Annotated in this window: 19 protein-coding genes and 4 tRNA genes; 17 read left to right on the forward strand and 6 right to left on the reverse strand. The window is 59.2% G+C overall.

From position 1 onward, the window contains the following. Positions 1 to 26: 26 nt before the first annotated feature. From FEU76_RS15435 to typA, 6 genes are all read right to left on the reverse strand, one after another. Positions 27 to 1352, reverse strand: coding sequence for a branched-chain amino acid ABC transporter permease (locus FEU76_RS15435; RefSeq protein WP_144984179.1), 1326 nt, complete (start codon positions 1350 to 1352; stop codon positions 27 to 29). Beyond that, complete coding sequence (locus tag FEU76_RS15440) at positions 1349 to 2356, reverse strand: branched-chain amino acid ABC transporter permease (protein WP_144984182.1); 1008 nt, start codon at positions 2354 to 2356, stop codon at positions 1349 to 1351. The genes FEU76_RS15435 and FEU76_RS15440 overlap by 4 nt, the downstream gene beginning before the upstream one ends. A 16-nt stretch (positions 2357 to 2372) precedes the next feature. Further along, complete coding sequence (locus FEU76_RS15445) at positions 2373 to 3101, reverse strand: ABC transporter ATP-binding protein (RefSeq protein ID WP_039180702.1); 729 nt, start codon at positions 3099 to 3101, stop codon at positions 2373 to 2375. Between the two features lie 100 nt (positions 3102 to 3201). Next, positions 3202 to 3972 carry an ABC transporter ATP-binding protein gene (locus FEU76_RS15450; RefSeq protein WP_096923354.1) on the reverse strand — a complete coding sequence of 257 codons (771 nt, stop codon included), beginning with the start codon at positions 3970 to 3972 and terminating at the stop codon, positions 3202 to 3204. 82 nt (positions 3973 to 4054) lie between these two features. Continuing rightward, positions 4055 to 5491, reverse strand: a complete 1437-nt coding sequence (locus FEU76_RS15455; protein ID WP_144984185.1) for a sodium-dependent transporter — start codon at positions 5489 to 5491, stop codon at positions 4055 to 4057. A 250-nt stretch (positions 5492 to 5741) separates the two neighbouring features. Next, a complete protein-coding gene (typA, locus tag FEU76_RS15460) occupies positions 5742 to 7568 on the reverse strand; it encodes a translational GTPase TypA (RefSeq protein WP_039180695.1) in 1827 nt (608 codons plus the stop codon). 163 nt (positions 7569 to 7731) lie between these two features. Between typA and FEU76_RS15465 the strand changes: the two genes are divergently transcribed. The 17 genes from FEU76_RS15465 to fusA all read left to right on the forward strand — a co-directional run bounded on the left by FEU76_RS15465 (position 7732) and on the right by fusA (position 25961). Then, complete coding sequence (locus FEU76_RS15465; protein ID WP_144984188.1) at positions 7732 to 8715, forward strand: biotin--[acetyl-CoA-carboxylase] ligase; 984 nt, start codon at positions 7732 to 7734, stop codon at positions 8713 to 8715. Beyond that, complete coding sequence (locus FEU76_RS15470) at positions 8712 to 9551, forward strand: type III pantothenate kinase (protein ID WP_039180687.1); 840 nt, start codon at positions 8712 to 8714, stop codon at positions 9549 to 9551. Before FEU76_RS15465 ends, FEU76_RS15470 begins: the two co-directional genes overlap by 4 nt. Before the next feature lie 150 nt (positions 9552 to 9701). Then, positions 9702 to 9785, forward strand: a tRNA-Tyr gene (locus FEU76_RS15475). Between the two features lie 105 nt (positions 9786 to 9890). Continuing rightward, a tRNA-Gly gene (locus FEU76_RS15480) sits at positions 9891 to 9964 on the forward strand. A gap of 14 nt (positions 9965 to 9978) precedes the next feature. Next, positions 9979 to 10053 (forward strand) — tRNA-Thr (locus FEU76_RS15485). Between the two features lie 143 nt (positions 10054 to 10196). Next, a tRNA-Trp gene (locus tag FEU76_RS15490) sits at positions 10197 to 10272 on the forward strand. Positions 10273 to 10343: 71 nt separating this feature from the next. Then, the gene (gene secE / locus FEU76_RS15495; RefSeq protein ID WP_039180685.1) at positions 10344 to 10727 is read left to right on the forward strand and encodes a preprotein translocase subunit SecE; all 384 of its coding nucleotides are present in this window, start codon (positions 10344 to 10346) and stop codon (positions 10725 to 10727) included. A gap of 8 nt (positions 10728 to 10735) precedes the next feature. Beyond that, positions 10736 to 11269 (forward strand): transcription termination/antitermination protein NusG, encoded by a 534-nt coding sequence (gene nusG / locus FEU76_RS15500; RefSeq protein ID WP_016915764.1) that lies wholly within the window; start codon positions 10736 to 10738, stop codon positions 11267 to 11269. 120 nt (positions 11270 to 11389) lie between these two features. Continuing rightward, entirely contained in the window at positions 11390 to 11821 is a 432-nt protein-coding gene (gene rplK, locus FEU76_RS15505) for a 50S ribosomal protein L11 (protein ID WP_016915765.1), read from the forward strand. Between the two features lie 2 nt (positions 11822 to 11823). Beyond that, positions 11824 to 12516 (forward strand): 50S ribosomal protein L1, encoded by a 693-nt coding sequence (rplA, locus tag FEU76_RS15510; protein WP_144984191.1) that lies wholly within the window; start codon positions 11824 to 11826, stop codon positions 12514 to 12516. 326 nt (positions 12517 to 12842) lie between these two features. Beyond that, positions 12843 to 13349: a 50S ribosomal protein L10 gene (gene rplJ / locus FEU76_RS15515; protein WP_016915767.1), complete on the forward strand. Its 507-nt coding sequence runs from the start codon at positions 12843 to 12845 to the stop codon at positions 13347 to 13349. A gap of 102 nt (positions 13350 to 13451) precedes the next feature. Next, positions 13452 to 13820 (forward strand): 50S ribosomal protein L7/L12, encoded by a 369-nt coding sequence (rplL, locus tag FEU76_RS15520; RefSeq protein ID WP_016915768.1) that lies wholly within the window; start codon positions 13452 to 13454, stop codon positions 13818 to 13820. Between the two features lie 364 nt (positions 13821 to 14184). Continuing rightward, a complete protein-coding gene (rpoB, locus tag FEU76_RS15525; protein ID WP_039180679.1) occupies positions 14185 to 18261 on the forward strand; it encodes a DNA-directed RNA polymerase subunit beta in 4077 nt (1358 codons plus the stop codon). Between the two features lie 10 nt (positions 18262 to 18271). Next, complete coding sequence (gene rpoC / locus FEU76_RS15530) at positions 18272 to 22486, forward strand: DNA-directed RNA polymerase subunit beta' (RefSeq protein WP_039180677.1); 4215 nt, start codon at positions 18272 to 18274, stop codon at positions 22484 to 22486. A gap of 197 nt (positions 22487 to 22683) precedes the next feature. Continuing rightward, entirely contained in the window at positions 22684 to 23058 is a 375-nt protein-coding gene (gene rpsL / locus FEU76_RS15535; protein ID WP_009098973.1) for a 30S ribosomal protein S12, read from the forward strand. Between the two features lie 141 nt (positions 23059 to 23199). Continuing rightward, positions 23200 to 23670: a 30S ribosomal protein S7 gene (rpsG, locus tag FEU76_RS15540; RefSeq protein WP_016915771.1), complete on the forward strand. Its 471-nt coding sequence runs from the start codon at positions 23200 to 23202 to the stop codon at positions 23668 to 23670. Between the two features lie 167 nt (positions 23671 to 23837). After that, complete coding sequence (gene fusA, locus FEU76_RS15545) at positions 23838 to 25961, forward strand: elongation factor G (protein ID WP_039180673.1); 2124 nt, start codon at positions 23838 to 23840, stop codon at positions 25959 to 25961. The last annotated feature ends 6 nt before the right edge of the window (positions 25962 to 25967 follow it).

Here is a 25967-nt window from a genome sequence, read left to right on the forward strand (position 1 = left end):
TATTGGGGTAAGCGTTACGGGGCGTGTTATCCGTGGGTCTTGATCTTCTCGGGCAGCAGCCCCTTGGGAGCAAAGCGCAGTACCAGGGTGATCAGCATGCCAATCACCAGCACCCTGGCCTGGAGGGCTCGGCTGTCCATGTTGCCCGGTGCCTCCCAGCCAAAGGTGCTTTCGCCCAGCGAGACGAACAGCTGCATCAAGAACAGTGCCAGCGGTTCCGACATGATCCAGATGATATAGACCGCCACGGCACCAAAGATCGTGCCCAGGTTATTGCCGGGGCCGCCCAGGATCACCATCACCAGCACCAGGAAGGTGTGGTTGAGGGGCAGGTAGCCTTGCGGATCGAACAGGCTGTTGAAGGTGCCCAGCATGCCGCCCCCCAGGCCCATCAGGATGCAGCCCAGCACGAAAATCTCCAGGCGGCGCTTGTTGATGTCCTTGCCCATGGCCGATGACGAGACTTCGTTGTCACGGATGGCGCGAATCATGCGCCCCCAGGGCGCGTGGTAGGCGCGATGGAGTAGGAAGAAGATGACCGCGATGACCACCGCCGTGAGCGATAGATACACCGCGCGTGCCAGCGTAAAGCCCAGCTCGGCGGGGCCAGGGGTTGGCCAGGGGAGCGGAGACACCGTGGCCGTGCCCCGGGTGAGCCAGTCGGAGTTCTTCAGAAACGCCTTGATGATTTCTGCAATGCCCAGCGTGGCAATGGCAAGGTAGTCGCTGCGCAGGCCCAGGCAGACATGGCCGATCAGGTAGCCCACGCCGCCTGCCAGGGCACCGCCGACGATCCAGCCGACCCAGGCTGGCAGGCCGAAACCGCCGACGAAACCTGCCTGGGATTGAATCTGGCTGGTGACATCGCGCAGCAGGCTGATGACCACCAGGTAGAGCACCACGGCCAGCACCACGGCCACCACGGTACGCAGTTTTTTCGGCACGCCCAGGCGGTCGAGACGCGTGGCGCCCAGCACCACCACGAAAGCCGCCAGGCCGTAGAGCAATACGCGACCGAGTTCGCCAGGCAGCTCGCTGCCCCAGAAAGCATCGTTGACCGGCACACTGAACAGCATGGCGCAGAAGCCACCCAGCGCCACGAAGCCCATGACGCCCGCATTGAACTGGCCCGCGTACCCCCACTGAATGGTCAGGCCCAGCGCCAGGATGGCATAGCAGGCGGCTTCGACCAGCATGCGGGTGCTGTAAGCCGATCCCATGATGGCATAGACCGCCAGAATGGCTGCAAACAGCGCGCCGAACAGCACCAGCTCACGAATCGGGAACCGGCGTTTGGGCGTAGCATCCTGTGGCGTGTAGTCGGGGTTGCGCAGCTTCGATGAAGAGTTCATTGGATCACCTTGCCTTTAAACAGACCGGTGGGACGCCATACGAGAATGGCCACCAGGATAAAGAAGGGCACCACGATCTTGTACTCCGTGCTGACGAACGCCAGGTTCGACGGCAGCTCCAGCCAGGCGGGCAAGCTGTCGCGGAAGGGGCGTAACAGCACGTTCCAGTTGAAGACGGCCAGGGTCTCGGCAAAGCCCACCACGAACCCGCCGGCAATGGCGCCGTAAGGGTGCCCCACGCCGCCCACGATGGCCGCTGCAAAGATCGGCAGCAGCAGGAAGAAGCTCAGATCAGGCTTGAAGGTGACATCCAGCGACAGCAGCGTACCGGCGATGGCCGCCAGGCCCCCTGCAATCACCCAGGTCACCGCCACGATGGTGTTGGTATTGATGCCCGACGCCTGGGCCAGCTCCGGGTTGTCCGACATGGCGCGCATGGCCTTGCCCAACCGTGAGCGATTCAGAAAGACGTGCAGCGCAATGACGGCTACCAGGGTGATCACGAACAGGTAAATCTGCGGTTCAGTGATCACGATGGGCGCACGGACCCCTTCGAAGGGCAGGGCAATGCGGAAGATTTCCTTGCGGTCATCCACGTAAAGGCTTTGCCCGCCGGTACCGGCAAACAGACGAATCAGGCCCTGCAGCATCAGGGTGACACCGAGGGAGCCAATCACCATGACGATGGGCTTGACGCCGTGGGCACGCAGCGGCTTGTAGAAAGCCTTGTCGATGCCCACCGCCAGCAGCGCGGTCAAGAGCATGGCCAGGGGCAGCATGACCAGTGCGGTCGGCACGCCTATGCTGGAGCCGACCGCCGGGAAGGCGGTGGTCAGCAGCAGCACCATGAAGGCGCCGAAGGTCATCATGTCGGCGTGGGCAAAGTGCGCAAAGCGCATGATGCTGAAGATCAGCGTGACGCCAATTGCCCCGATGGCATAGATCGAGCCTGTCACGCTGCCCGCGATCACCACGTTATTGATAAAAAAGACCAGTTCGTTCACAGGTTTCTCCCCCGGGCTAGCCGCCCAAAAAGCTTTTTGCGACATCCGGGTCGGCCAGCAGCGCAGCCCCTGTGTCCGTGAAGCGATTCTGCCCGGCGGCCAGCACAAAGCCCTTGTCGGCAATGGCCAGTGCCTGCTTGGCGTTCTGTTCGACCATCAAGATGCCAACGCCTGCGGCATTGATCTTTTTCACGCGGTCAAAGATTTCGTTCATGTAGAGTGGCGACAACCCTGCCGTGGGTTCGTCCAGCAGCAGCAGGCTGGGCTCTGCCATCAGGGCACGGCCCATGGCCACCATCTGACGCTGGCCGCCCGACAGCTCCCCCGCCGGCTGATGGCGTTTCTCCACCAGCGGCGGGAAGAAGTCGTATACCTGCTCCAGCATGCGCTTGACGTTGTTGGGCTTCAGGTAGGCCCCCATCTCCAGGTTTTCCTTCACCGTCAGGCTGGGAAAGACGTTCTTCTCCTGAGGCACGAAGCCCATGCCACGCTCCACCAGCTGATTCGGTGGCAGATTGTGGATCGGCTGACCGTTGAGCAGTATTTCGCCCTGATTGACGTTGAGCAGGCCAAACACCGCCTTGAGCATGGTCGATTTGCCTGCGCCGTTGGGGCCGACGATCACGCCGACCTCATCGGCGTACAGGGTCATGTCGACCCCGTTGAGGATATTCATGCTGCCATAGCCGCCGTGCACATGGCGCGCTTCGAGCAGCGGCTGGGGAGTTGCGGGGGTAGATGACATAAGGTGTCTCAGCAAACGTCGCGCAGTGTTTCTGTCACGATCATGTTGTTATCTCCATGCGCTGCCAGGCAGTGACATGGCGGTAGTGGGCTGCCGTGCGCTACGCGGCATCGGTCCCGAAATAAGCCTCGATCACGGCAGGGTTGTTCTGTATGTCCTTGATATGACCCTCGACCATGACGCTGCCTTGCGCCAGGACGATGACCGGGTCACACAGGCGAGAGATCATGTCCATATCATGCTCGATGACCAGGAAGGTGTAGCCCATCTCACGGTTGAGGCGCTCGATGTTGCCCATCAGGTCGCCCAGCAGGGTGCGGTTGACGCCGGCGGCAATCTCGTCGAGCAGCACTACCTTGGCATCGGTCATCATGGTGCGGCCCAGTTCCAGCAGTTTCTTCTGGCCACCAGAGAGGTTGCCCGCCAGCTCATTACGCACGTGGTGCAGGCCCACGAAGTCGATGACTTCCAGCGCTCGCTGGCGCACCTCGGCCTCCTGCTGGCGCACCAGGCCCGGCTTGAACCAGGTGTTGAACAGGCTTTCCCCTGCCTGATGGGGGGGCACCATCATGAGATTTTCCAGCGCGCTCATCTGGCTGAATTCGTGGGCGATCTGAAAGGTGCGCAGCAGTCCCTTGTGAAAGCGCTGGTCGGCGCTGAGGGAGGTAATGTCTTCACCTTCCAGCAGGATGCGGCCGCTGTCCGGCGTGAGCGCCCCGGCAATCAGGTTGAACAGGGTCGATTTGCCTGCCCCGTTGGGGCCAATCATGCCGGTGATCGAGCCCTTCTCCACGCGTATGGAGCAGTCGTTGATGACGTGTAACCCACCGAATGCCTTGTTGACATGTTGTACTTCGATAAGGGGGTGCATGGTGTCCTCGGCAGGCAGGCGGCCAGGGCCGCCTGCCATCGCATGTTATTGTTGAAACCCATGATGTTGCGTTGGTCGGTATCTAGCCTCTGGCTTGGCGAAGCCGCTGGCTGGCGGCAAAGGCTCCGACGATGACCAGCGCGCCCAGTGCGGGAATGGCATAGCCTTCCACCTGGGGGAGCGTGCGCAAAAAGACGAACGAGACCGCGGCAGGGCCGACATAGCGCACCAGGAAGCGCCATGTCTTGAACCACGTCTGGTGGGTGCCCAGCTCTTTCATCACTTCGCTCTGGGTCAGGGCCCAGCCGGCGAACAGCGCGATCAGCAGGCCGCCCAGCGGCATGAAGATGTTGGTCAACAGCTCGATGAAATCGAAGGCGCTGCGGCCAAACAGGGTGTGGAAAATCGTGCCCTCGGCCCAGACGTTGAAGCTGACCACCGTGAGCAGGCCCATGGCCCAGGCCGCCACGACCATGATGGTGACCGCCTGAGGGCGCGTCATGTTGAAGCGCTCGACCAGAAACGCCGCGACCGGCTCGATCAGGGAGATGGACGAGCTGATGGCAGCGCCCAGCACCAGAATGAAGAATACGCCACCTACCAGCGCACCAAAGGGCATGTCGGCGAACGCCAGCGGCAGGGTCACGAACATCAGCCCCGGCCCCTGGCCGGTTTCCAGGCCTGCGCCGAACACCAGCGAGAAGATGGCCAGGCCCGCGACCATGGCCACGGCGGTGTCCACGAACGCCACGGCAATCGCCGTGCGGGTCAGCGATGCCTCGCTGGACATGTAAGCGCCATAGGCCATGATGGCGCCCATCCCCAGGCTCAGCGTGAAGAAGGATTGCCCCATCGCCTGCAGCCAGCCTTCCAGGCTCAGATCACCGATGTTGAACGTGAACAGGAAGCTGGCCGCCGCACCCACGTCGCCGTTGATGATGCCGTAGATCAGCACCACGATCAGGATGACGAACAGGGCGGGCATCATGATGCGCAGCCCCGATTCGATGCCCTTGTGGATGCCCATGCCCACGATCAAGGCCGACGCGGCGATGAACAGCGTGTGATAGAGCGTCATCAGCCCTGGCGAGGCCAGCAGCGCATTGAAGCCCTCGCCAATGGTCTGGGCATCGGCCCCGACCAGCGAGCCGGTCAGCATGAGCCAAGTGTAATGCAGAGCCCAGCCCGCGATCACCGAGTAGAAACTCAGGATCAGAAAGGCCGAGGCGGCCCCCAGCCAGCCGATCGACTCCCAGGCGCGCGAGGTCTTGTGGGTGCGGGTCAAGTGGCGCATGCCCATGATCGGGCTTTGGCGGCTGGTGCGGCCCAGCATGGTCTCGGCAATCAGAATGGGAATGCCCACGGCAAAGATGGTCAGCGCATAGATCAGAATGAAAGCGCCACCGCCGTTTTCACCGGTGAGATAGGGAAAGCGCCAAAGGTTGCCCAGGCCAACGGCAGAGCCCACCGCTGCCAACAAGAAGGTGCCCTTGTGCGTCCAGACGTTATGACCGCTCATGTGAAGGAGTGTCCATGGTAGTGGTGTCGGATGGGGGTAGGTATCCAAACACTTGTATGAATTGTAGCGTGATAGCGCCCCGAGGGCGTCAACGATTGCGTTACTGTGCGATAGAATGGCGACGCTTTCCAGCACGCTAGCGTTTAGGTTGCGTTAATGATGATATTTGTGGCCCGCTCAGCGCAGTCGACCATGGGCTGAGGTAGCAAAAAGCCCGCACAGTGGCGGGCTTTCCATGGCAGCGATCCGTTTACTTCTTGCTGGAACGCTTGCGCTCGTTCTCTTTCAGCAGCTTCTTGCGCAGGCGGATGAAGGTCGGCGTCACTTCGACCAGCTCGTCGGAGTCGAGGAACTCGATGGCCTGTTCCAGCGTGAACTTCACCGGCGGTGTCAGCACGATGTTTTCATCGTTGCCTGACGCGCGCATGTTATCCAGCTTCTTACCCTTGGTGGGGTTGACCACCAGGTCGTTGGCGCGGCTGTGGATACCGACCAGCATGCCTTCGTACACTTCGGTACCGTGGTCGATGATCAGCTTGCCGCGGTCTTGCAGGGTATACAGAGCGTAGGCCAGCGCCTTGCCATCCACCATGGAGACCATGACGCCGTTACGACGCTCGATGGCGGCATCGGGCTTCAGCGGGCCGTAGTGGTCGAAGCGGCTGGTCAGGATGCCGGTGCCCGACGTCAAGGTCAGGAACTGGCCACGGAAACCGATCAAACCACGTGCCGGGATCATGAAGTCGAGACGCACACGGCCCTTGCCATCCGGGTTCATGTTGGTCAGCTCGCCCTTGCGGTAGCCCAGCTCTTCCATGATCGAGCCCTGATGCTGCTCTTCACAGTCGATGATGACCTCTTCGTAGGGCTCCTGCTTGATGCCGTCGATCTCCTTGATGATGACCTCGGGACGGCCAACGGCCAGCTCGAAGCCTTCACGACGCATGGTTTCGATCAGCACCGACAGGTGCAGCTCGCCACGCCCGGAGACCTTGAACTTCTCGGGCGTTTCGCCCTGCTCGACGCGCAGCGCCACGTTGTGGATCAGCTCCTGGTCCAGGCGATCCTTGATGTTGCGGCTGGTGACGAACTTGCCATCCTTGCCTGCGAACGGCGAATCGTTGACTTGGAAGGTCATCGAGACGGTGGGCTCGTCTACGGACAGCGGCGGCAGCGCATCGACGGCGCTCGGGTCACACAGGGTGTCCGAGATGGACAGCTCTTCGATACCGGTGATGCACACGATATCGCCAGCGGTGGCTTCGGTGGTCTGCACGCGCTCGAGGCCCATGTGAGTCATGACCTGACCGATCTTGCCCTTGCGCACCTTGCCATCCACGCCGATCACCGAGATCTGCTGGTTGGGCTTCACGGAACCGCGCTTGATGCGGCCCAGGCCGATGACGCCGACGTAGCTGTTATAGTCCAGGGCAGAAATCTGCATCTGGAAGGGGCCGTCCACTTCGACTTTCGGCGGCTCGACGATATCGACGATAGCCTGGAACATCGGGTCCATGTTCTCGGCCAGCTCTTCCGGGTCCATGCCCGCAATGCCGTTCAGGGCCGAGCAGTAGATGATCGGGAAGTCGAGCTGGTCGTCGGTGGCGCCCAGGTTGTCGAACAGATCGAAGATCTGGTCGATGACCCAGTCGGGACGCGCGCCGGGGCGGTCGATCTTGTTGACCACCACGATAGGCTTGAGGCCCTGTGAGAAAGCCTTCTGGGTCACGAAGCGGGTCTGTGGCATCGGGCCATCGACGGCGTCGACCAGCAGCAGCACAGAGTCCACCATGGACATGACGCGCTCTACTTCACCACCGAAGTCGGCGTGCCCAGGGGTGTCCACGATGTTGATGTGGTAATCCTTGCCATTGCCATCTTGCCACTGAATAGCAGTGTTCTTGGCCAGGATGGTGATACCACGCTCCTTCTCCTGGTCATTGGAGTCCATGATACGCTCTTGGCCTTCGGCCTTGCGGTCGAGCGTTCCAGACTGGCTTAACAGTTTGTCTACCAAGGTAGTTTTACCGTGGTCAACGTGGGCAATAATGGCAATGTTGCGAAGATTCTCGATCACGACGCGATCCTGCTGGAAAAATAGGGCGGCATTATAGGGTCTGGGTACGGTCCACTACCAGCGCTGTCTTAAATAAAGCACCAAGTCAATAACCTAAACGCGGCAGTTTTCGCCTTCATGACGGTTCCGTTAAGATAGGCGTTTTCCCAGTTGGGGCAGGCACATGACCATCGGTAACCTGATGCGTTTGTTGAGCGATGGCGAGGTTCATTCCGGTGAACAGTTAGGGGAGGCGTTAGGCGTTTCCCGAGCCGCCGTGTGGAAACAGTTGAAGAAACTCGAAGCGCTGGGCGTCGAGCTGGTCGCCGTCAAAGGGCGAGGCTATCGCCTGGCTTACCCGCTCGAGCCGTTGGATGGCGCGCGTATCGTCGAACGGCTACCTGCGGATGCCCGCCACCTGCTGGCGCGCCTGTTCGTCGAAGACCAGCTGCCTTCCAGCAACGAATACTTGCGTGAGCGGTTTTCACAGGGCGCAGGCCACGGTGAAGTGTGTTTCGTCGAGCTGCAGACGGCAGGGCGAGGCCGACGAGGTCGCGCCTGGTCGACGCCTTGGGGGCAGAGCCTGATGGTATCCATGGGCTGGCGCTTCGAGTCCGGCGTCAATGCTCTGGAGGGGCTGAGTCTGGCGGTGGGCGTCGTGGTCTCTCAAGTGCTCGAACAGTATGGCGTGGCGCCCAAGCTGAAGTGGCCCAACGACGTGCTGCTGGCCGAACAAGGGGACGAGCTTGGCAAGCTCGCGGGTATTCTGATCGAAGTGACGGGGGATGCCGCAGGCCCCTGTGAAGTAGTGATCGGCATTGGCATGAACTTGATGCTGCCCGATAGCCTGCGAGCGACCATCGACCAGCCGGTGGCCGCATTGCTCGATGCGCAGCCCGGAATCTCGCGCAACCAGCTGGCGGCGGACATGGTGTCGGGGTTGCTGAGCATGCTGGCGGGGTTCGAAGCCAGCGGATTTGCACCCTGGCTCGATGCCTGGAACCAGCGCCATGCCTATTCTGGGCTGCCCATCCGGGTCATTCAGGGGGAGCGCACCAGCGACGCCGTTGCAGGCGATGTCGATGAAAGTGGTAACCTGTGGGTTACTGAAAACGGTCACTCGCGACGCCTGTCGGGCGGTGAGATCAGCGTACGTAGGCGTCTATGATTCTGGATTTGGATATCGGCAACACGCTGTCGAAGTGGCGTCTCAAGGATTCCGAAAGCAGCGAGATCCGTTCCCGTGGGGCCGTATGGACCCGGGAGGAGTGGCGTCCAGGGGCAGACATTCCTGACCTGGGCGTCGTGGAAGCCGTACGTATTTCCAGCGTGGCCAGGGCTGCCGTGCTGGAAGAAACCGTCGCCCTGCTGCGCCGTCAGGTGCGGCAGGTTCATGTGGCGCGCTCGACGCCCGAAGCGCTGGGCGTCGTCAATGGGTATGAGGAGCCTGGCCGCCTGGGCGTAGACCGTTGGATGGGGGCGTTGGCAGGTTACCAGCTGGCCGGTGGCTGCTGTGCGGTGGATTGCGGCAGTGCCATTACCATCGACTTCGTGTTGCCGGGCGGCGTGCATCTGGGGGGCTTCATCATTCCAGGTTTGCGATTGATGAAAGAGAGCCTCAAGCTGGGCACTCGCAATGTGGCCATCGACCCCGACAGCGAGGCCGACGCGCTGCTGGAGCCGGGCAGGCGTACGGTGGATGCCGTCAACCATGGTATCTACATGGCGGCGGTCAGTGCCATCAATCGTATTTACAGTGAAGTATGCGACCAGCAGGGGGTGGCGCTGCCCATGCTGCTGACCGGGGGAGATGCGCGCGTGGTGTCGCGCGGGGTCCAGGTGCCCCATGCCGTCTGGCCCGACATGGTATATGGCGGCCTCGAAGCCACATTTCCGCTGACCTTTGCCGAGCGCGCAGGCAAGATGTCGGGGGCGCCGCGGGTGCCGGAGCCGGTTTCGTTGGAAAAAATTCGCGCGGGGCTTGCATTCTCCATGCTGCTTTGACAGAATGCAGCGCGTTCCAAAGCAGATGCAGTCAAGACGAATGGCTTGCAAAGCTGATTGATTCAATCAGCAAGCAAGTGAAAGCCTCGAAAATAAAGAGCTTTTGGCTTGACACTGTTTTGAAGGCTGGCATAATATGCCGCCACAGATGGAGAGGTTCCCGAGTGGCCAAAGGGAGCAGACTGTAAATCTGCCGCGAAAGCTTCGAAGGTTCGAATCCTTCCCTCTCCACCAGATTGTATGGGCACTGAGCTGTCAGTGTCTGTGAATGAAAAGCCGGTAAGCGGGCATTAGCTACTGTTTCTCGTGCAGCGGATTGTCATTCTTTAGGCAAGTTCGGCGGGCGTAGTTCAATGGTAGAACCTCAGCCTTCCAAGCTGATGGTGCGGGTTCGATTCCCGCCGCCCGCTCCAGTTTGATGTGTTTGGCTCATGTAGCTCAGGGGTAGAGCACACCCTTGGTAAGGGTGAGGTCGACGGTTCAATTCCGTCCATGAGCTCCATATTGCGAAGAAAGCGAGCGATGCTCGCTTTTTTTGTCTTCGCCCACGGCAGTGGGTGTGGTGTAAGGGTTGTCAGGCGGAAAAATCTCCGCTATCATGGCGCCCGCTCTTGCGCAGGTAATAAATTGCGCATTTGACGATACAGGCCAGTAGCTCAATTGGCAGAGCAGCGGTCTCCAAAACCGCAGGTTGGGGGTTCGATTCCCTCCTGGCCTGCCAATCTTCCCCAGGTTGGCAAGTCTTTCTAGAATTCCTTTGTCGCTCGCTGCACCCTTAGGAGTCTCGTTTTTATGAAGCCTAGTTCCGTAAAACATGGCGATGAGGTGCAACAGACGCGCCATGACGGGCTCAAGTGGGCGGCGGTTGTGGCGCTGCTTGTTGTTGCAGTCGTTGGTAATACCTATTTCACCGATATTGGCCTGCTCTATCGTGTCCTGGGTGTCGTTGTGCTGTGTGCGTTGGCAGGATTGATTGCGCTGACCACCGCCAAGGGTCGCGACCTGATCGAGCTTGCTGTCAGCGCCAAGAAAGAGATTCAGCGCGTTGTATGGCCAACCCGTCCTGAAACCATTCAAACGACCGCCATCGTGCTGGTGGCTGTGCTGGTGGTAGGGTTGATGCTGTGGTTGATTGACACTCTTCTTGGCTGGGCGATGTCCGGCGTTATTGGTTAGGAGTTTTCATGTCCAAACGTTGGTACGTCGTCCACGCTTATTCCGGCTTTGAAAAGCATGTCATGCGCTCGCTGATCGAGCGTGTGAAAATGTATGGCATGGAAGATCGCTTTGGCGAAATCCTGGTGCCGACGGAAGAAGTGGTCGAGATGCGCGACGGCAAGCGCCGCAAGAGTGAGCGCAAGTTTTATCCTGGCTATGTGCTGGTCGAGATGGAGATGGTCGACGAAACCTGGCATCTGGTGAACGAAACGCCGCGTGTCATGGGGTTCATCGGTGGTACCAAAGAGAAGCCGGCGCCCATCACCAGTCGCGAAGCCGAAGCCATCCTTCGTCGTGTGAAGGACGGCACCGACAAGCCGCGTCCCAAGACCATGTTCGAGCCGGGTCAGTCCGTGCGTGTCATCGATGGTCCGTTTGCCGATTTCAACGGTGTCGTTGAAGAAGTGAACTACGACAAGAGCCGTCTGCAGGTCAGCGTGCTGATCTTCGGTCGCGCGACGCCTGTAGAGCTAGAGTTCTCTCAGGTAGAAAAAGAGTAATTTCAAATTGTTGCAGGATGGTGCCTAGGGTGCCGTCCTGGATTCATGTAAAGCAGCCCCGCGCTGCTTTACGCGTACCGGGGAGCCGCCAGGCGTTATCACCCAATTGGAGTAATTATCATGGCCAAGAAAGTACAGGCTTATATCAAACTGCAGGTTGCTGCAGGTAAAGCCAACCCGAGTCCGCCCGTAGGCCCCGCGCTGGGTCAGCACGGCGTGAACATCATGGAATTCTGTAAGGCGTTCAACGCCGCGACTCAAGAGATTGAGCCGGGCCTGCCGACGCCTGTCGTGATTACCGTCTACTCAGACCGTAGCTTCACGTTCGTCACCAAGACGCCGCCTGCTGCCGTACTGCTGAAAAAAGCAGCGGGCATCAAGTCCGGTTCTGGTGAGCCGAACAAGAAGAAAGTTGGCACCGTGACGCGTGCACAGCTGGAAGAGATCGCCAAGACCAAAGAGCCTGACATGACGGCTGCTGATCTTGAAGCCGCAGTGCGTACCATCGCTGGTAGCGCTCGCAGCATGGGCTTAAACGTGGAGGGTCTCTAATCATGGCTAAACTGTCCAAGCGCGCCAAGATGATTCGCGAGAAAGTAGACAGCAACAAGGCTTACTCTCTGGAAGAAGCCGTTGCCCTGCTTTCTGAGCTGTCAACCGTGAAGTTCAAAGAGTCTCTGGACGTTGCGATCAACCTGGGTGTCGATCCGCGTAAATCCGACCAGGTCGTTCGTGGCGCTACCGTCATGCCTAACGGCACCGGTAAAGACGTTCGTGTGGCTGTGTTCACTCAGGGTGCCAACGCCGATGCGGCTAAAGAAGCCGGCGCTGACATCGTGGGCATGGAAGAGCTGGCCGAGCAGGTCAAGAAAGGCGTGATGGATTTCGACGTCGTCATCGCTTCTCCGGATGCCATGCGCGTTGTCGGTCAGTTGGGCCAGATCCTCGGTCCGCGCGGCCTGATGCCGAACCCGAAGGTCGGTACCGTGACGCCTGACGTGGCCACTGCGGTCAAGAATGCCAAAGCGGGTCAGGTGCGTTTCCGTACCGACAAGAACGGCATCATCCACACCACGCTGGGCAAGGTCGATTTTGACGTGGCCGCCGTTCAGGGTAACCTGGAAGCACTGGTAGCTGACCTGAAGAAACTCAAGCCGAGCTCTTCCAAAGGCATCTACTTCAAGAAATTCACCCTGTCCACTACCATGGGCCCGGGTTTGACTATCGACCACTCCTCGCTGGTATAAGCGAGTCGAGGATAGTCCCGCTGGCGGCACGAGCGAAATCTCGTGTTGCCGGTGGTTGGAACCGAGCAAGAACTTTGCGGTCCCTCGCTGAGCTGTATGCCAGATGAGGCACCGTCAAAGACCGCAGGTGCCGCCGCTTTTCTGAAGTGGCGGCTTAATCGCCCTAAAGCGCCTGCGCAGATGGTGTGGCCGCCAGTTGGTTAACGCTTTTAGCAACCGCTTTCTGGTGAGCACCATCCCCTAAGGCTTCCTGTGCCGCTGTTGGGCCTGGAAGAGATGGTAACCTCCGGAACCTTGACGGGTTTCGGCACGAAGGAGTGATCACTGTGCCACTAGCACTTGAAGGCAAGAAAGCGATTGTTGCCGAGGTCAGTGAAGCGGCCAAGGGCGCACTCTCCGTCGTAGTTGCCGATTCTCGCGGCGTCACGGTCGGTAAAATGACCGATCTGCGCAAGCAGGCGCGTGAGAATGGTGTAGAGCTGCGTGTTGTTCGTAACACGCTGGCTCGCCGCGCACTCGAAGGCACCCAGTGGGAGTGTCTGAACGAGAGCTTCGTTGGTCCTACTCTGCTGGCTTTCTCCACTGAGCATCCGGGCGCTGCCGCTCGTCTGTTCAAGGAGTTTGCCAAAACCGAGCAGAACTTCGAAGTCAAAGCGTTGGCCTACGAAGGTGAGCTGATTCCGGCTGCTGACATCGATCGTCTGGCAACCCTGCCGACTTACGACGAGGCAATTGCCAAGTTGATGTCGGTCATGAAAGAAGCCTCCGCTGGCAAGCTGGTTCGTACCCTGGCCGCTCTGCGCGACCAGAAGCAAGAAGCCGAAGCTGCCTAAGCAGCGTTTCTTGCGGGCCGCGTTATCGACACGCAGCCTGAACCTGCAATAAATCCCGAGTTCTCGGTTGTCCGAGACTCCCGCAAAGTTAGGAATGGAACAATGGCACTGACCAAAGACGATATCATCAATGCTGTAGCCGACATGTCCGTAATGGAAGTTGTCGAGCTGATCGAAGCGATGGAAGAGAAATTCGGCGTTTCTGCTGCCGCAGCCGTTATGGCTGGTCCGGCTGCTGCTGGCGAAGCTGCTGAAGAGCAGACCGAATTCGACCTGGTACTGGCGTCTGCTGGTGACAAGAAAGTTAACGTCATCAAAGCCGTTCGTGAAATCACCGGTCTTGGCCTGAAAGAAGCCAAAGGCGCTGTTGACGGCGCTCCGGCGACCATCAAAGAAGCGATGTCCAAGGACGACGCTGAAGCTGCCAAGAAGAAGCTGGAAGAAGCTGGCGCAACCGTCGAGCTCAAGTAATCCTTGTGCTGATGGCTTTACGCGCTGCGTAAGCTTCCACGGCTGGCGGCGGGCTATCCCGCTGCCGGCCTTTTTCTGTTGTAATATGCTGCCGTGCAGCGAAACGACAGAGCCGCTGCGGTAAAAAGCAGCACAATAGCAGGACCGTTGTTGTGAAGCGTACGTTGTTGTAATGCGTCAGTTGTAAAGCGTGAGCGTGTCGGCAGGCAACAACGAAGCGCGGACAGCACTACCGTAACACTGTTATCTATCAAGATTTTTGACGGCGAGCTACCGATTGAGGAGCTTGCTGTCTGCGTCTGAAACGCCCGCGGGCAGATGACCACGCATCGGTCACCCATGGTGAACAAGCTGGGGAATACAGATGGCTTACTCATATACTGAGAAAAAACGCATCCGCAAGGATTTCGGCAAACTGCCCCAAGTGATGGATGTGCCTTACTTGCTGGCCATCCAGCTTGATTCCTACTACGACTTTCTCCAGCAGGATCGTTCGCCTGATGAGCGGCACGAAGTGGGTCTGCACGCGGCATTCAAGTCCGTGTTCCCGATCGAGAGCTTCTCGGGTAACGCCGCGCTGGAATATGTCAGCTATCGCTTCGGTACGCCGGCGTTCGATGTGAAGGAGTGTCAGCTGCGTGGCGTGACCTACTCCGCCCCGCTGCGCGTCAAGGTTCGCTTGATCATCTATGATCGCGACTCCTCGAACAAGGCTATCAAGGATATCAAAGAGCAGGAAGTCTACATGGGGGAAATCCCCCTGATGACCGAGAACGGTACCTTCGTCATCAACGGTACCGAGCGGGTAATCGTTTCCCAGCTCCACCGCTCACCCGGTGTGTTCTTCGATCATGACAAGGGCAAGAGCCACTCTTCCGGCAAGCTGCTCTACTCTGCTCGCGTGATTCCTTACCGTGGCTCATGGCTCGACTTCGAGTTCGACCCGAAAGACAACGTCTTCGTGCGTATCGACCGTCGTCGCAAGCTGCCGGCTTCCGTGCTGATGCGCGCGCTGGGCATGAGCACCGAAGAGATCCTCGACGAGTTCTTCGAAACCAGTACCTTCCATATCGAAAAGTCTGGCTTCTCCGTGGAGCTGGTTCCGTCGCGCCTGCGCGGTGAAACCGCCACCTTCGACATCAAGGATGCCGATGGTGAGCTGATCGTCGAAGAAGGCCGTCGGATCACCCAGAAGCACATCCGCCAGTTGGAAAAAGCGGGTCTGGAGCGTCTGGAAGTGCCGATGGAGTATCTGTTCGGCAAGACGCTGGCCAAAGACCAGATCGACACCAAGACGGGCGAGCTGATCTGCCCGTGCAACACCGAAATTACCCCAGAAGTGCTGGAGCGCATGGCTCAGGGCGGCATTACCCTGATCGAAACGCTCTACACCAATGACCTGGACTGCGGTTCCTTCGTTTCCGACACGCTGAAGCTGGACACCACCAGCTCGCAGCTGGAAGCGCTGGTCGAAATCTACCGCATGATGCGTCCTGGCGAGCCGCCCACCAAGGAAGCCGCCGAAACGCTGTTCCACAACCTGTTCTTCACCGAAGACCGCTACGACCTGTCGGGCGTGGGCCGGATGAAGTTCAACCGTCGTCTGCGTCGTGACTCCGACGTGGGCTCCGGTGTATTGGACCGCAAGGACATCCTCGATGTGCTGCGCGAGCTGATCAACATCCGTAACGGCTTTGGTGACGTCGACGATATCGACCACCTGGGCAACCGTCGTATCCGCTGCGTTGGCGAAATGGCCGAGAACCAGTTCCGTGTAGGTCTGGTGCGTGTCGAGCGTGCGGTGAAAGAGCGTCTGTCCATGGCGGAGAGCGAAGGCTTGATGCCCCAGGACTTGATCAACGCCAAGCCCGTGGCGGCGGCGGTGAAAGAGTTCTTCGGTTCCAGCCAGCTGTCCCAGTTCATGGACCAGAACAACCCGCTTTCCGAGGTGACTCACAAGCGTCGTGTGTCGGCACTCGGCCCGGGCGGTCTGACCCGTGAGCGTGCAGGCTTCGAAGTACGTGACGTACACGCCACGCACTACGGTCGTCTGTGCCCGATCGAAACGCCGGAAGGCCCGAACATCGGTCTGATCAACTCGCTGGCCACCTACAGCCATACCAACAGCTATGGCTTCCTGGAAACGCCGTACCGCAAAGTGAATGCCTGTCAGGTCACCGACGACATCGTTCACCTGTCGGCGATCGAGGAGGGCGACTTCGTTATCGCCCAGGCGTCGGCGGCGGTAGACGAGTCCGGCAAGCTGATCGATGACCTGGTGCAGGTACGCCACCGCGGCGAAACCACCTTCATGCGTCCTGAGCAAGTGACGCTGATGGACGTGTCTCCGCGTCAGGTGGTATCGGTCGCAGCGGCCCTGATCCCGTTCCTGGAGCACGATGACGCCAACCGCGCCTTGATGGGTGCGAACATGCAGCGTCAGGCCGTTCCGACCCTGCGTGCCGACAAGCCGCTGGTCGGTACCGGCATGGAGCGTTTCGTTGCCCGTGACTCCGGCGTTTGTGCCGTGGCGCGCCGTGGCGGCGTCATCGACTCCGTGGATGCGCGTCGTGTGGTGGTGCGGGTCAACGAAGATGAAATCATCGGCGGTGAAGCCGGCGTCGACATCTACAACCTGACCAAGTACACCCGCTCCAACCAGAACACCTGTATGAACCAGCGCCCCATCGTGCGGCCTGGCGACAGCGTGGCACGCGGCGATATTCTGGCCGACGGTCCGTCTGTCGACATGGGGGATCTGGCCCTGGGCCAGAACATGCGCATCGCGTTCATGCCCTGGAACGGTTACAACTTCGAAGACTCCATCCTGCTCTCCGAGCGTGTCGTTCAGGAAGATCGCTTCACCACGATTCACATTCAGGAACTGACCTGTGTGTCGCGTGACACCAAGCTGGGGCCGGAAGAGATCACTTCCGATATTCCCAACGTCGGTGAATCGGCGCTGGGCAAGCTGGACGAAGCGGGCGTTGTGTACATCGGTGCTGAAGTCGGCCCCGGCGACATTCTGGTGGGTAAGGTAACGCCGAAAGGTGAAACCCAGCTGACGCCGGAAGAGAAGCTGCTGCGCGCCATCTTCGGTGAGAAAGCCTCTGACGTGAAAGACACCTCCCTGCGCGCCCCCACCGGCATGAAGGGTACGGTCATCGACGTTCAGGTGTTCACCCGTGATGGCGTCGAGAAGGACTCCCGTGCCCTGTCCATCGAGCAGATGCAGCTGGACGAAGTACGCAAGGACCTGCAGGAGACCTACCGGATCGCCGAAGACGCGACGTTCGAGCGTCTGAAGCGCACCCTGGAAGGTCAGGCCGTCAACGGTGGCCCGAACCTGAAAAAAGGCGACGTGCTGAGCGAGACGTACCTGGACGAACTGCCCCGTCAGCAGTGGTTCAAGCTGCGCATGCAGGACGAAGCCTACAACGAACTGCTGGCCCAGGCCGATGAGCAGCTCGAAAACCGCCGTAAAGAGATGGACGAGCGTTTCGAAGACAAGAAACGCAAGCTGACCCAGGGCGACGACCTCGCGCCGGGCGTGCTGAAAATCGTCAAGGTCTACATGGCGGTCAAGCGTCGCATCCAGCCAGGCGACAAGATGGCCGGTCGTCACGGTAACAAGGGTGTTATCTCTGCGATCATGCCCATCGAAGACATGCCGTTCGACGAGAAGGGCGAGCCGGTGGACGTGGTACTGAACCCGCTGGGTGTACCGTCGCGCATGAACGTCGGTCAGATCCTGGAAACCCACCTGGGCATGGCGGCACGTGGCCTGGGCGTCAAGATCGAGGCCATGCTGCGTGATGCGCGTGGCCAGCAGGTTGCGGAAATTCGTGACTTCCTGGGGCAGGTCTACAACACGCCTGGCACCCGCATGGAGGACATCGATTCGCTGACCGACGAGGAAATCATCGCGCTGGCGAAAAACCTCAAAGGCGGTGTGCCCATGGCCACGCCGGTGTTTGACGGTGCCAAAGAGCACGAGATCAAGCACCTGCTGAAGCTGGCAGACATTCCGGAATCCGGTCAGATGGCGCTGTACGATGGTCGTACCGGCGATGCCTTCGACCGCCCGGTCACCGTTGGCTACATGTACATGCTGAAGCTCAACCACTTGGTAGACGACAAGATGCACGCGCGTTCTACCGGTTCTTACTCGCTGGTGACTCAGCAGCCCTTGGGTGGTAAGGCACAGTTCGGTGGTCAGCGCTTCGGTGAGATGGAAGTGTGGGCGTTGGAAGCCTACGGCGCTGCGTACACGCTACAAGAGATGCTCACCGTCAAGTCGGACGACGTCGAAGGCCGCACCAAGATGTACAAGAACATCGTGGATGGCGACCACACCATGCAGGCAGGCATGCCGGAATCCTTCAACGTACTCGTGAAGGAAATCCGCTCGCTGGGCATCGATATCGAGTTAGAGAGCTAGGAGCCGTCATATGAAAGATTTGGTGAAAGTACTCAAATCGCAGTCTCAGTCCGAAGAGTTCGACGCGATCAAGATTACCCTCGCGTCGCCGGACATGATTCGCTCCTGGTCGTTTGGCGAGGTGAAGAAGCCCGAGACCATCAACTACCGTACCTTCAAGCCGGAACGGGATGGTCTGTTCTGCGCCAAGATCTTTGGCCCGGTCAAGGACTACGAGTGTCTGTGCGGCAAGTACAAGCGCATGAAGCACCGTGGCATCATTTGTGAGAAGTGTGGCGTCGAAGTCACCAAGGCTGCCGTGCGCCGTGAGCGCATGGGCCACATCGAGCTGGCCTCGCCGGTCGCTCACATCTGGTTTTTGAAATCACTGCCGTCGCGTATCGGCATGTTCCTCGATATGACCCTGCGTGATATCGAGCGCGTGCTGTACTTCGAAAGCTTCGTGGTCATCGACCCGGGCATGACCACCCTGGAGCGTGGTCAGCTGCTCAACGACGAGCAGTACTTCGAAGCCTTGGAAGAGTTCGGCGATGACTTCGACGCCCGCATGGGTGCCGAAGCCGTTCAGGAACTGCTCAAGGACATCGATCTGGAAGAAGAGATCAACACGCTGCGCGAAGAGATTCCGCAGACCAACTCTGAAACCAAGATCAAGAAGCTCTCCAAGCGCCTGAAGCTGCTCGAAGCGTTCTACCACTCCGGCAATGCGCCGGCGTGGATGGTCATGGAAGTGCTGCCCGTGCTGCCGCCGGATTTGCGTCCGCTGGTGCCGCTGGACGGTGGCCGCTTCGCGACCTCCGATCTCAACGACCTCTACCGTCGTGTGATCAACCGTAACAACCGCCTGAAGCGTCTGCTGGACCTCAATGCGCCGGACATCATCGTGCGCAACGAGAAGCGTATGCTGCAGGAAGCGGTGGATGCGCTGCTGGACAACGGCCGTCGCGGCCGTGCCATCACTGGCTCCAACAAGCGTCCGCTGAAATCCCTTGCCGACATGATCAAGGGTAAGCAGGGCCGTTTCCGTCAGAACCTTCTGGGTAAGCGTGTCGACTACTCCGGCCGTTCGGTCATCACCGTGGGCCCGACGCTGCGTCTGCATCAGTGTGGTCTGCCGAAGAAGATGGCCCTCGAGCTGTTCAAGCCGTTCATCTACTCCAAGCTGCAGTCGCTGGGCCATGCGTCCACGATCAAAGCCGCGAAGAAGATGGTCGAGCGTGAACTGCCGGAAGTGTGGGATATTCTGGCCGACGTCATCCGCGAACACCCGGTACTGCTCAACCGTGCACCGACCCTGCACCGTCTGGGTATCCAGGCGTTCGAACCGCTGCTGATCGAAGGCAAGGCGATCCAGCTGCACCCGCTGGTGTGTGCGGCTTACAACGCCGACTTCGACGGTGACCAGATGGCGGTCCACGTACCGCTGACCCTGGAAGCCCAGCTCGAAGCGCGTGCGCTGATGATGGCCACCAACAACGTGCTGTCGCCCGCCAACGGCGAGCCGATCATCGTGCCGTCGCAGGACGTTGTTCTGGGTCTGTACTACATGACCCGCGAAAAGATCAACGCCAAGGGCGAAGGCATGGTGTTCTCTGACCTCAACGAGGTAGAGCGTGCCTTCGGTACTCAGTCCGTCTCGCTGCATGCCCGCGTCAAAGTGCGCCTGGATGAAGTGGACGTCGACGAAGAGACCGGCGAGCGCTCCGAGCATCGTCGCCTGTACGACACCACCGTGGGTCGTGCCCTGCTGTTCCGCATTCTGCCGGAAGGCGTACCGTTCGCGCTGATCGATCAGCCGATGAAGAAGAAGGCGATCTCCAGCCTGATCAACGAGGTGTATCGTCGTGCGGGCCTCAAGCCCACGGTCATCTTCGCTGACCAGCTGATGTACACCGGCTTCCGTCTGGCGACCTGGTCCGGCGCCTCGATCGGTGTCAACGACTTCGTCATTCCCGACGCCAAGACCGATATCGTCGAAGCGGCCGAAGCCGAAGTCAAAGAGATCGAAGACCAGTTCTCGTCCGGTCTGGTGACCGCAGGCGAGAAGTACAACAAGGTTATCGACATCTGGTCCAAGGCCAACGACAAGGTGGCCAAGGCGATGATGGTAGGTATCTCCAAGGAGACCGTCGTCGACCGTGAAGGCAATGAAGTGGAGCAGGACTCCTTCAACAGCGTCTTCATCATGGCCGATTCCGGTGCCCGTGGTAGCGCCGCCCAGATCCGTCAGCTGGCGGGTATGCGTGGTCTGATGGCCAAGCCGGATGGCTCGATCATCGAAACCCCCATCGTGGCCAACTTCCGTGAAGGTCTGAACGTACTGCAGTACTTCATCTCGACCCACGGTGCGCGTAAAGGTCTGGCGGATACGGCCCTGAAAACGGCCAACTCCGGTTACCTGACTCGCCGTCTGGTCGACGTGGCCCAGGATCTGGTGATCACCGAAATCGACTGTGGCACCGAGAACGGTCTGACGCTGCACCCGATCATCGAGGGTGGCGACATCATCGTACCGCTGTCACAGCGTGTACTGGGCCGAGTGGTGGCGCAGGACGTCATCGATCCGAGCACCGAAGAAGTGCTGATCCCGCGCAACACTCTGCTCGACGAGAAGTGGTGTGCGTCGCTGGACACCATGGGTGTGGACGAGATCATCGTGCGCTCCACCATCACCTGTGACACCGCACACGGCGTTTGTTCGTCCTGCTACGGTCGTGACCTGGCGCGTGGCCATCAGGTCAACATCGGTGAGTCGGTGGGGGTCATCGCTGCCCAGTCCATCGGTGAGCCGGGTACCCAGCTGACCATGCGTACGTTCCACATCGGTGGTGCGGCATCGCGTTCTTCGGCGGTCGACAGCGTACAGGTGAAGCACGGCGGTAAAGTACGCCTGCACAACATCAAGCACGTTGAGCGTGCCGACGGCAAACTGGTGGTGGTGTCTCGTTCAAGCGCCCTGGCCGTCGCCGACGATCATGGTCGTGAGCGTGAGTACTACAAGCTGCCTTACGGTGCCGAGCTGTCGGTTCGCGACGGTGACGTCGTCGACGCTGGCACGGTCGTGGCCAAGTGGGACCCGCACACCCATCCGATCATTGCGGAAGTGGAAGGTAAGGCCCAGTTCATCGATCTCGACGAAGGTGTCACCATGCACCGCAGCGTCGATGAAATGACCGGTCTCTCCTCCATCGAGGTCATCGAGTCGGCTGCCCGCCCGATGGCCGGCCGCGACAAGCGCCCGATGGTGATGCTGCAGGACGCCGCAGGCGAGTACGTGTCCGTGTCCGGTTCCAACACGCCGGTACAGTACCTGCTGCCCGGCAACTCGATCATCTCCGTGGACGACGGCTCGACCATCGGTGTGGGTGAAGTCGTTGCCCGTATCCCGGTAGAAGCCTCGGGTAACAAGGACATCACCGGTGGTCTGCCGCGCGTAGCCGACCTGTTCGAAGCGCGTAAGCCGAAAGAGTCGGCCATCCTGGCGGAAATTAGCGGTGTGGTGAGCTTCGGTAAAGAGACCAAGGGCAAGCGTCGTCTGACGATCACCCCGGAATCTGGCGATCCGTTCGAAGCGCTGATTCCGAAATGGCGTCAAATCGCCGTCTTCGAAGGCGAAGCCGTCGAGAAGGGCGAAGTGATTTCCGATGGCCCGAGCAACCCGCACGACATCCTGCGCCTGCTGGGTGTGGCGGAGCTGGCCAAGTACATCACTGCCGAAGTACAGGACGTATACCGTCTGCAAGGCGTAGGCATCAACGACAAGCACATCGAAGTCATCGTGCGTCAGATGCTGCGCAAGGTAGAGATCACCGATTCCGGCGACTCTGACTTCATTACCGGCGACCAGGCAGAACTGGTGCGCGTGCTGGAGCAGAACGAGCGTCTGGAGAAAGAAGGCAAGTTCCCGGCCAAGTACCAACGCTTGCTGCTGGGTATCACCAAGGCCAGCCTGGCCACCGAGTCGTTCATTTCGGCGGCGTCGTTCCAGGAAACGACCCGCGTATTGACCGAAGCGGCGGTAACCGGCAAGCGCGATTACCTGCGTGGCCTGAAAGAAAACGTGGTAGTTGGACGTCTGATTCCGGCAGGTACCGGTCTGACTCACCACGCAGAGCGTCGTCGCAAGCGCGAAGACGTAGAGCGTCTGTTCAACCCCTCGGCTACCGAGGTTGAGCAGGAGCTGGGTGCTCAGTTGACCGCCCTGGATTCAGACGACGATCTGTAACCCAGGACAGGCCAAGAGCAGCCAAGAGCGGCTGGCCCTGAATGGCAGGAACCTGGCGGTAAACCACCGCCAGGGCTTGACGCCAGGCAGGGTCAGCCTTTAGAATGCGCAGCCTTTAACAGTGGGGTGGGTGCGCCCGCATCCGCTGCTTGTATTTGTTAATAGGCCAAGGCAACCATTGGAGTCAGCTAAACACCATGGCAACGATTAATCAGCTAGTGCGCAAGCCGCGCAAGCGCCCCGTCACCAAGAGTGACGTGCCTGCGCTTCAGGCATGCCCGCAAAAGCGCGGCGTTTGTACGCGCGTTTACACCACCACCCCCAAGAAGCCGAACTCGGCCCTGCGTAAGGTTTGCCGTGTGCGCCTGACCAACGGTTTCGAAGTCTCTTCTTACATCGGTGGTGAAGGTCACAACCTCCAGGAGCACTCTGTTGTTCTGATTCGCGGCGGTCGTGTAAAGGATTTGCCAGGTGTGCGTTATCACACCGTTCGTGGCGCCCTTGACACCTCTGGCGTACAGAACCGTAAGCAGGGTCGTTCCAAGTACGGTACCAAGCGTCCGAAGTCCTAAGGCGCTGAACGCAGCCTCATGGAGCGCTGCGGTGTTACCTTTTAACCGAATATGATGGTCTGATAAGAGTAAGGTCGGGCGGCGCCAAAGGCGCAAGCAGGTTCCGAGTTTACCTGAAGGATCCTTAATTGAGGGCTTATCATGCCTAGAAGAAGAGTTGTAGCTAAACGCGAAATCCTGCCGGATCCCAAGTTCGGAAGTGAGCGTCTGGCGAAGTTCATGAACCACCTGATGGTCAGCGGCAAGAAGTCCGTAGCTGAGCGCATCGTCTATGGTGCGTTGGACAAGGTTGCCGAGCGTAGTAAAGAAGAGCCGCTGGAAATCTTCGACAAGGCGCTGGAAACCATCCAGCCGATGGTCGAAGTAAAGTCGCGCCGCGTGGGTGGTGCTACTTATCAGGTGCCGGTTGAAGTTCGTCCGTCACGCCGCCAAGCGCTGGCAATGCGCTGGCTGGTAGACGCTGCGCGTCGTCGCGGTGAGAAAACGATGGTTCAGCGCCTGGCAGGTGAAATGCTGGATGCCGCTGAGGGCAAGGGCTCTGCTGTCAAGAAGCGTGAAGACGTGCACCGTATGGCAGAAGCCAACAAGGCCTTCTCTCACTATCGTTTCTAAGCTCGACGTTTCTGGGCTCGTGTCTTTTTCTGTCGGTTGCAGTGCGTTAAAGCTTTTTATCGTCATGTTGCAACACGCCGCCGCTATCGTTGTCGATGGCGGCGGTGGCATAAGCAGAAATGGCACCGCTGGATTAACGAGCATCGCCAACTAACGGGAGTTTCACCGTGGCACGCAAAACACCGCTTAATCGCTACCGTAACCTGGGGATTGTGGCTCACGTCGACGCAGGTAAAACTACCACCACTGAGCGTGTACTGTTTTACACTGGCGTAAACCACAAGCTGGGCGAAACGCATGAGGGTGCGTCTACGACCGACTGGATGGAGCAGGAGCAGGAGCGTGGTATCACTATCACCTCTGCTGCTGTAACCACCTTTTGGAAGGGGATGAATCATCAGTTTGATGAGCACCGTATCAACATCATCGACACCCCCGGGCACGTTGACTTCACTATCGAAGTTGAGCGTTCTCTGCGTGTTCTCGATGGTGCGGTCGTTGTACTGTGCGGTTCCTCCGGCGTTCAGCCGCAGACCGAAACCGTATGGCGTCAGGCCAACAAGTACGAAGTTCCGCGCATGGTGTTCGTCAACAAGATGGACCGTACCGGCGCTGATTTCTTTATGGTTGTCGACCAGCTGAAAGAGCGCCTGGGTGCCAACGCCGTGCCGATCCAGATTAACTGGGGCACGGAAGAAGACTTCAAGGGCGTTATCGACCTGATCGAGATGAAGGCTATCCTCTGGAACGAGGAAGACCTTGGAACGAGCTATGAGCTTGTAGATATCCCTGCAGAGTTGGTCGAAACCGCTGAAGAGTACCGTGAGCAGATGGTCGAAGCCGCTGCCGAGGCCTCTGAAGAGCTGATGGACAAGTACCTTGAACAAGGCGAGCTGAGCGTCGCTGAGATCAAGGCAGGCCTGCGCGCCCGTACATTGGCAAGCGAAGTCGTTCTAGTCACCTGTGGTTCTGCCTTCAAGAACAAAGGTGTTCAGGCGGTTCTGGACGCAGTAGTTGAATATCTGCCGTCACCAACGGAAGTCAAGGCCATTGAAGGTGAGCTGGACGACAAGGATGGTACTGTCGCAACTCGTGAAGCTGACGATAATGCTCCGTTTGCTGCACTGGCGTTCAAGATTGCTACCGACCCCTTCGTTGGTACTCTGACCTTCATTCGCGTCTACTCGGGCGTTCTGAAGTCTGGTGACGGCGTCTACAACTCCGTCAAGCAGAAGAAAGAGCGCGTTGGTCGTATCGTTCAGATGCACGCTAATACACGCGAAGAGATCAAGGAAGTACTGGCGGGCGACATCGCGGCCTGTATCGGCCTGAAAGACGTCACCACCGGTGACACCCTGTGCGATATCGATGACAAGATCGTTCTCGAGCGTATGGAGTTCCCGGATCCGGTGATCTCGGTTGCTGTTGAGCCGAAATCTAAAGCTGATCAAGAGAAAATGGGCGTTGCGCTTGGCAAGCTGGCCCAGGAAGATCCTTCGTTCCAGGTCAAGACCGACGAAGAGACCGGTCAAACCATTATCTCCGGTATGGGTGAGCTGCACCTGGACATCATCGTCGACCGCATGCGTCGCGAGTTCAAGGTAGAAGCCAATATCGGTAAGCCGCAGGTCGCCTACCGCGAAACCATTCGCGGCAGCGTCGAGCAGGAAGGCAAGTTCGTTCGTCAGTCTGGTGGTCGTGGTCAGTTCGGTCACGTCTGGCTGCGCATCGAGCCGCTGACTGCAGAAGAGAAGGGTGAAGGCGAAGAAGAAATCTTCTTCAAGTTCAACTCTGAAATCGTGGGTGGTGTGGTTCCCAAGGAATACGTCCCTGCGGTTGAAAAGGGTGCTTTCGAGCAGCTGAAAAACGGTGTCATCGCCGGTTACCCGATGATCGACGTCAAAGTCACGCTGTTTGATGGTTCCTACCATGACGTGGACTCGAACGAGACTGCGTTCAAGATTGCTTCTTCCATGGCAGTGAAAGAAGGTGCCCGGAAGGCCAAGGCCGTGCTGCTGGAGCCGGTGATGAAGGTCGAAGTCGTGACCCCCGAAGATTTTATGGGTGACGTCATGGGCGACCTGAACCGTCGTCGCGGCCTGGTGCAGGGCATGGATGACTCTTCCTCTGGTAAAGTCATTCGTGCAACGGTGCCACTGGGTGAGATGTTCGGTTACGCAACCGATCTGCGCTCACAGACCCAGGGCCGTGCGAGCTACTCTATGGAGTTCGCGAAGTACGAGGAGGCGCCCTCCAGCGTCGTTGAAGCCGTCATCAACCAAAACGGTTAACCGTTA

It is taken from the genome of Halomonas sp. C22 (assembly GCF_007655045.1).
GTDB lineage: Bacteria > Pseudomonadota > Gammaproteobacteria > Pseudomonadales > Halomonadaceae > Vreelandella > Vreelandella hamiltonii.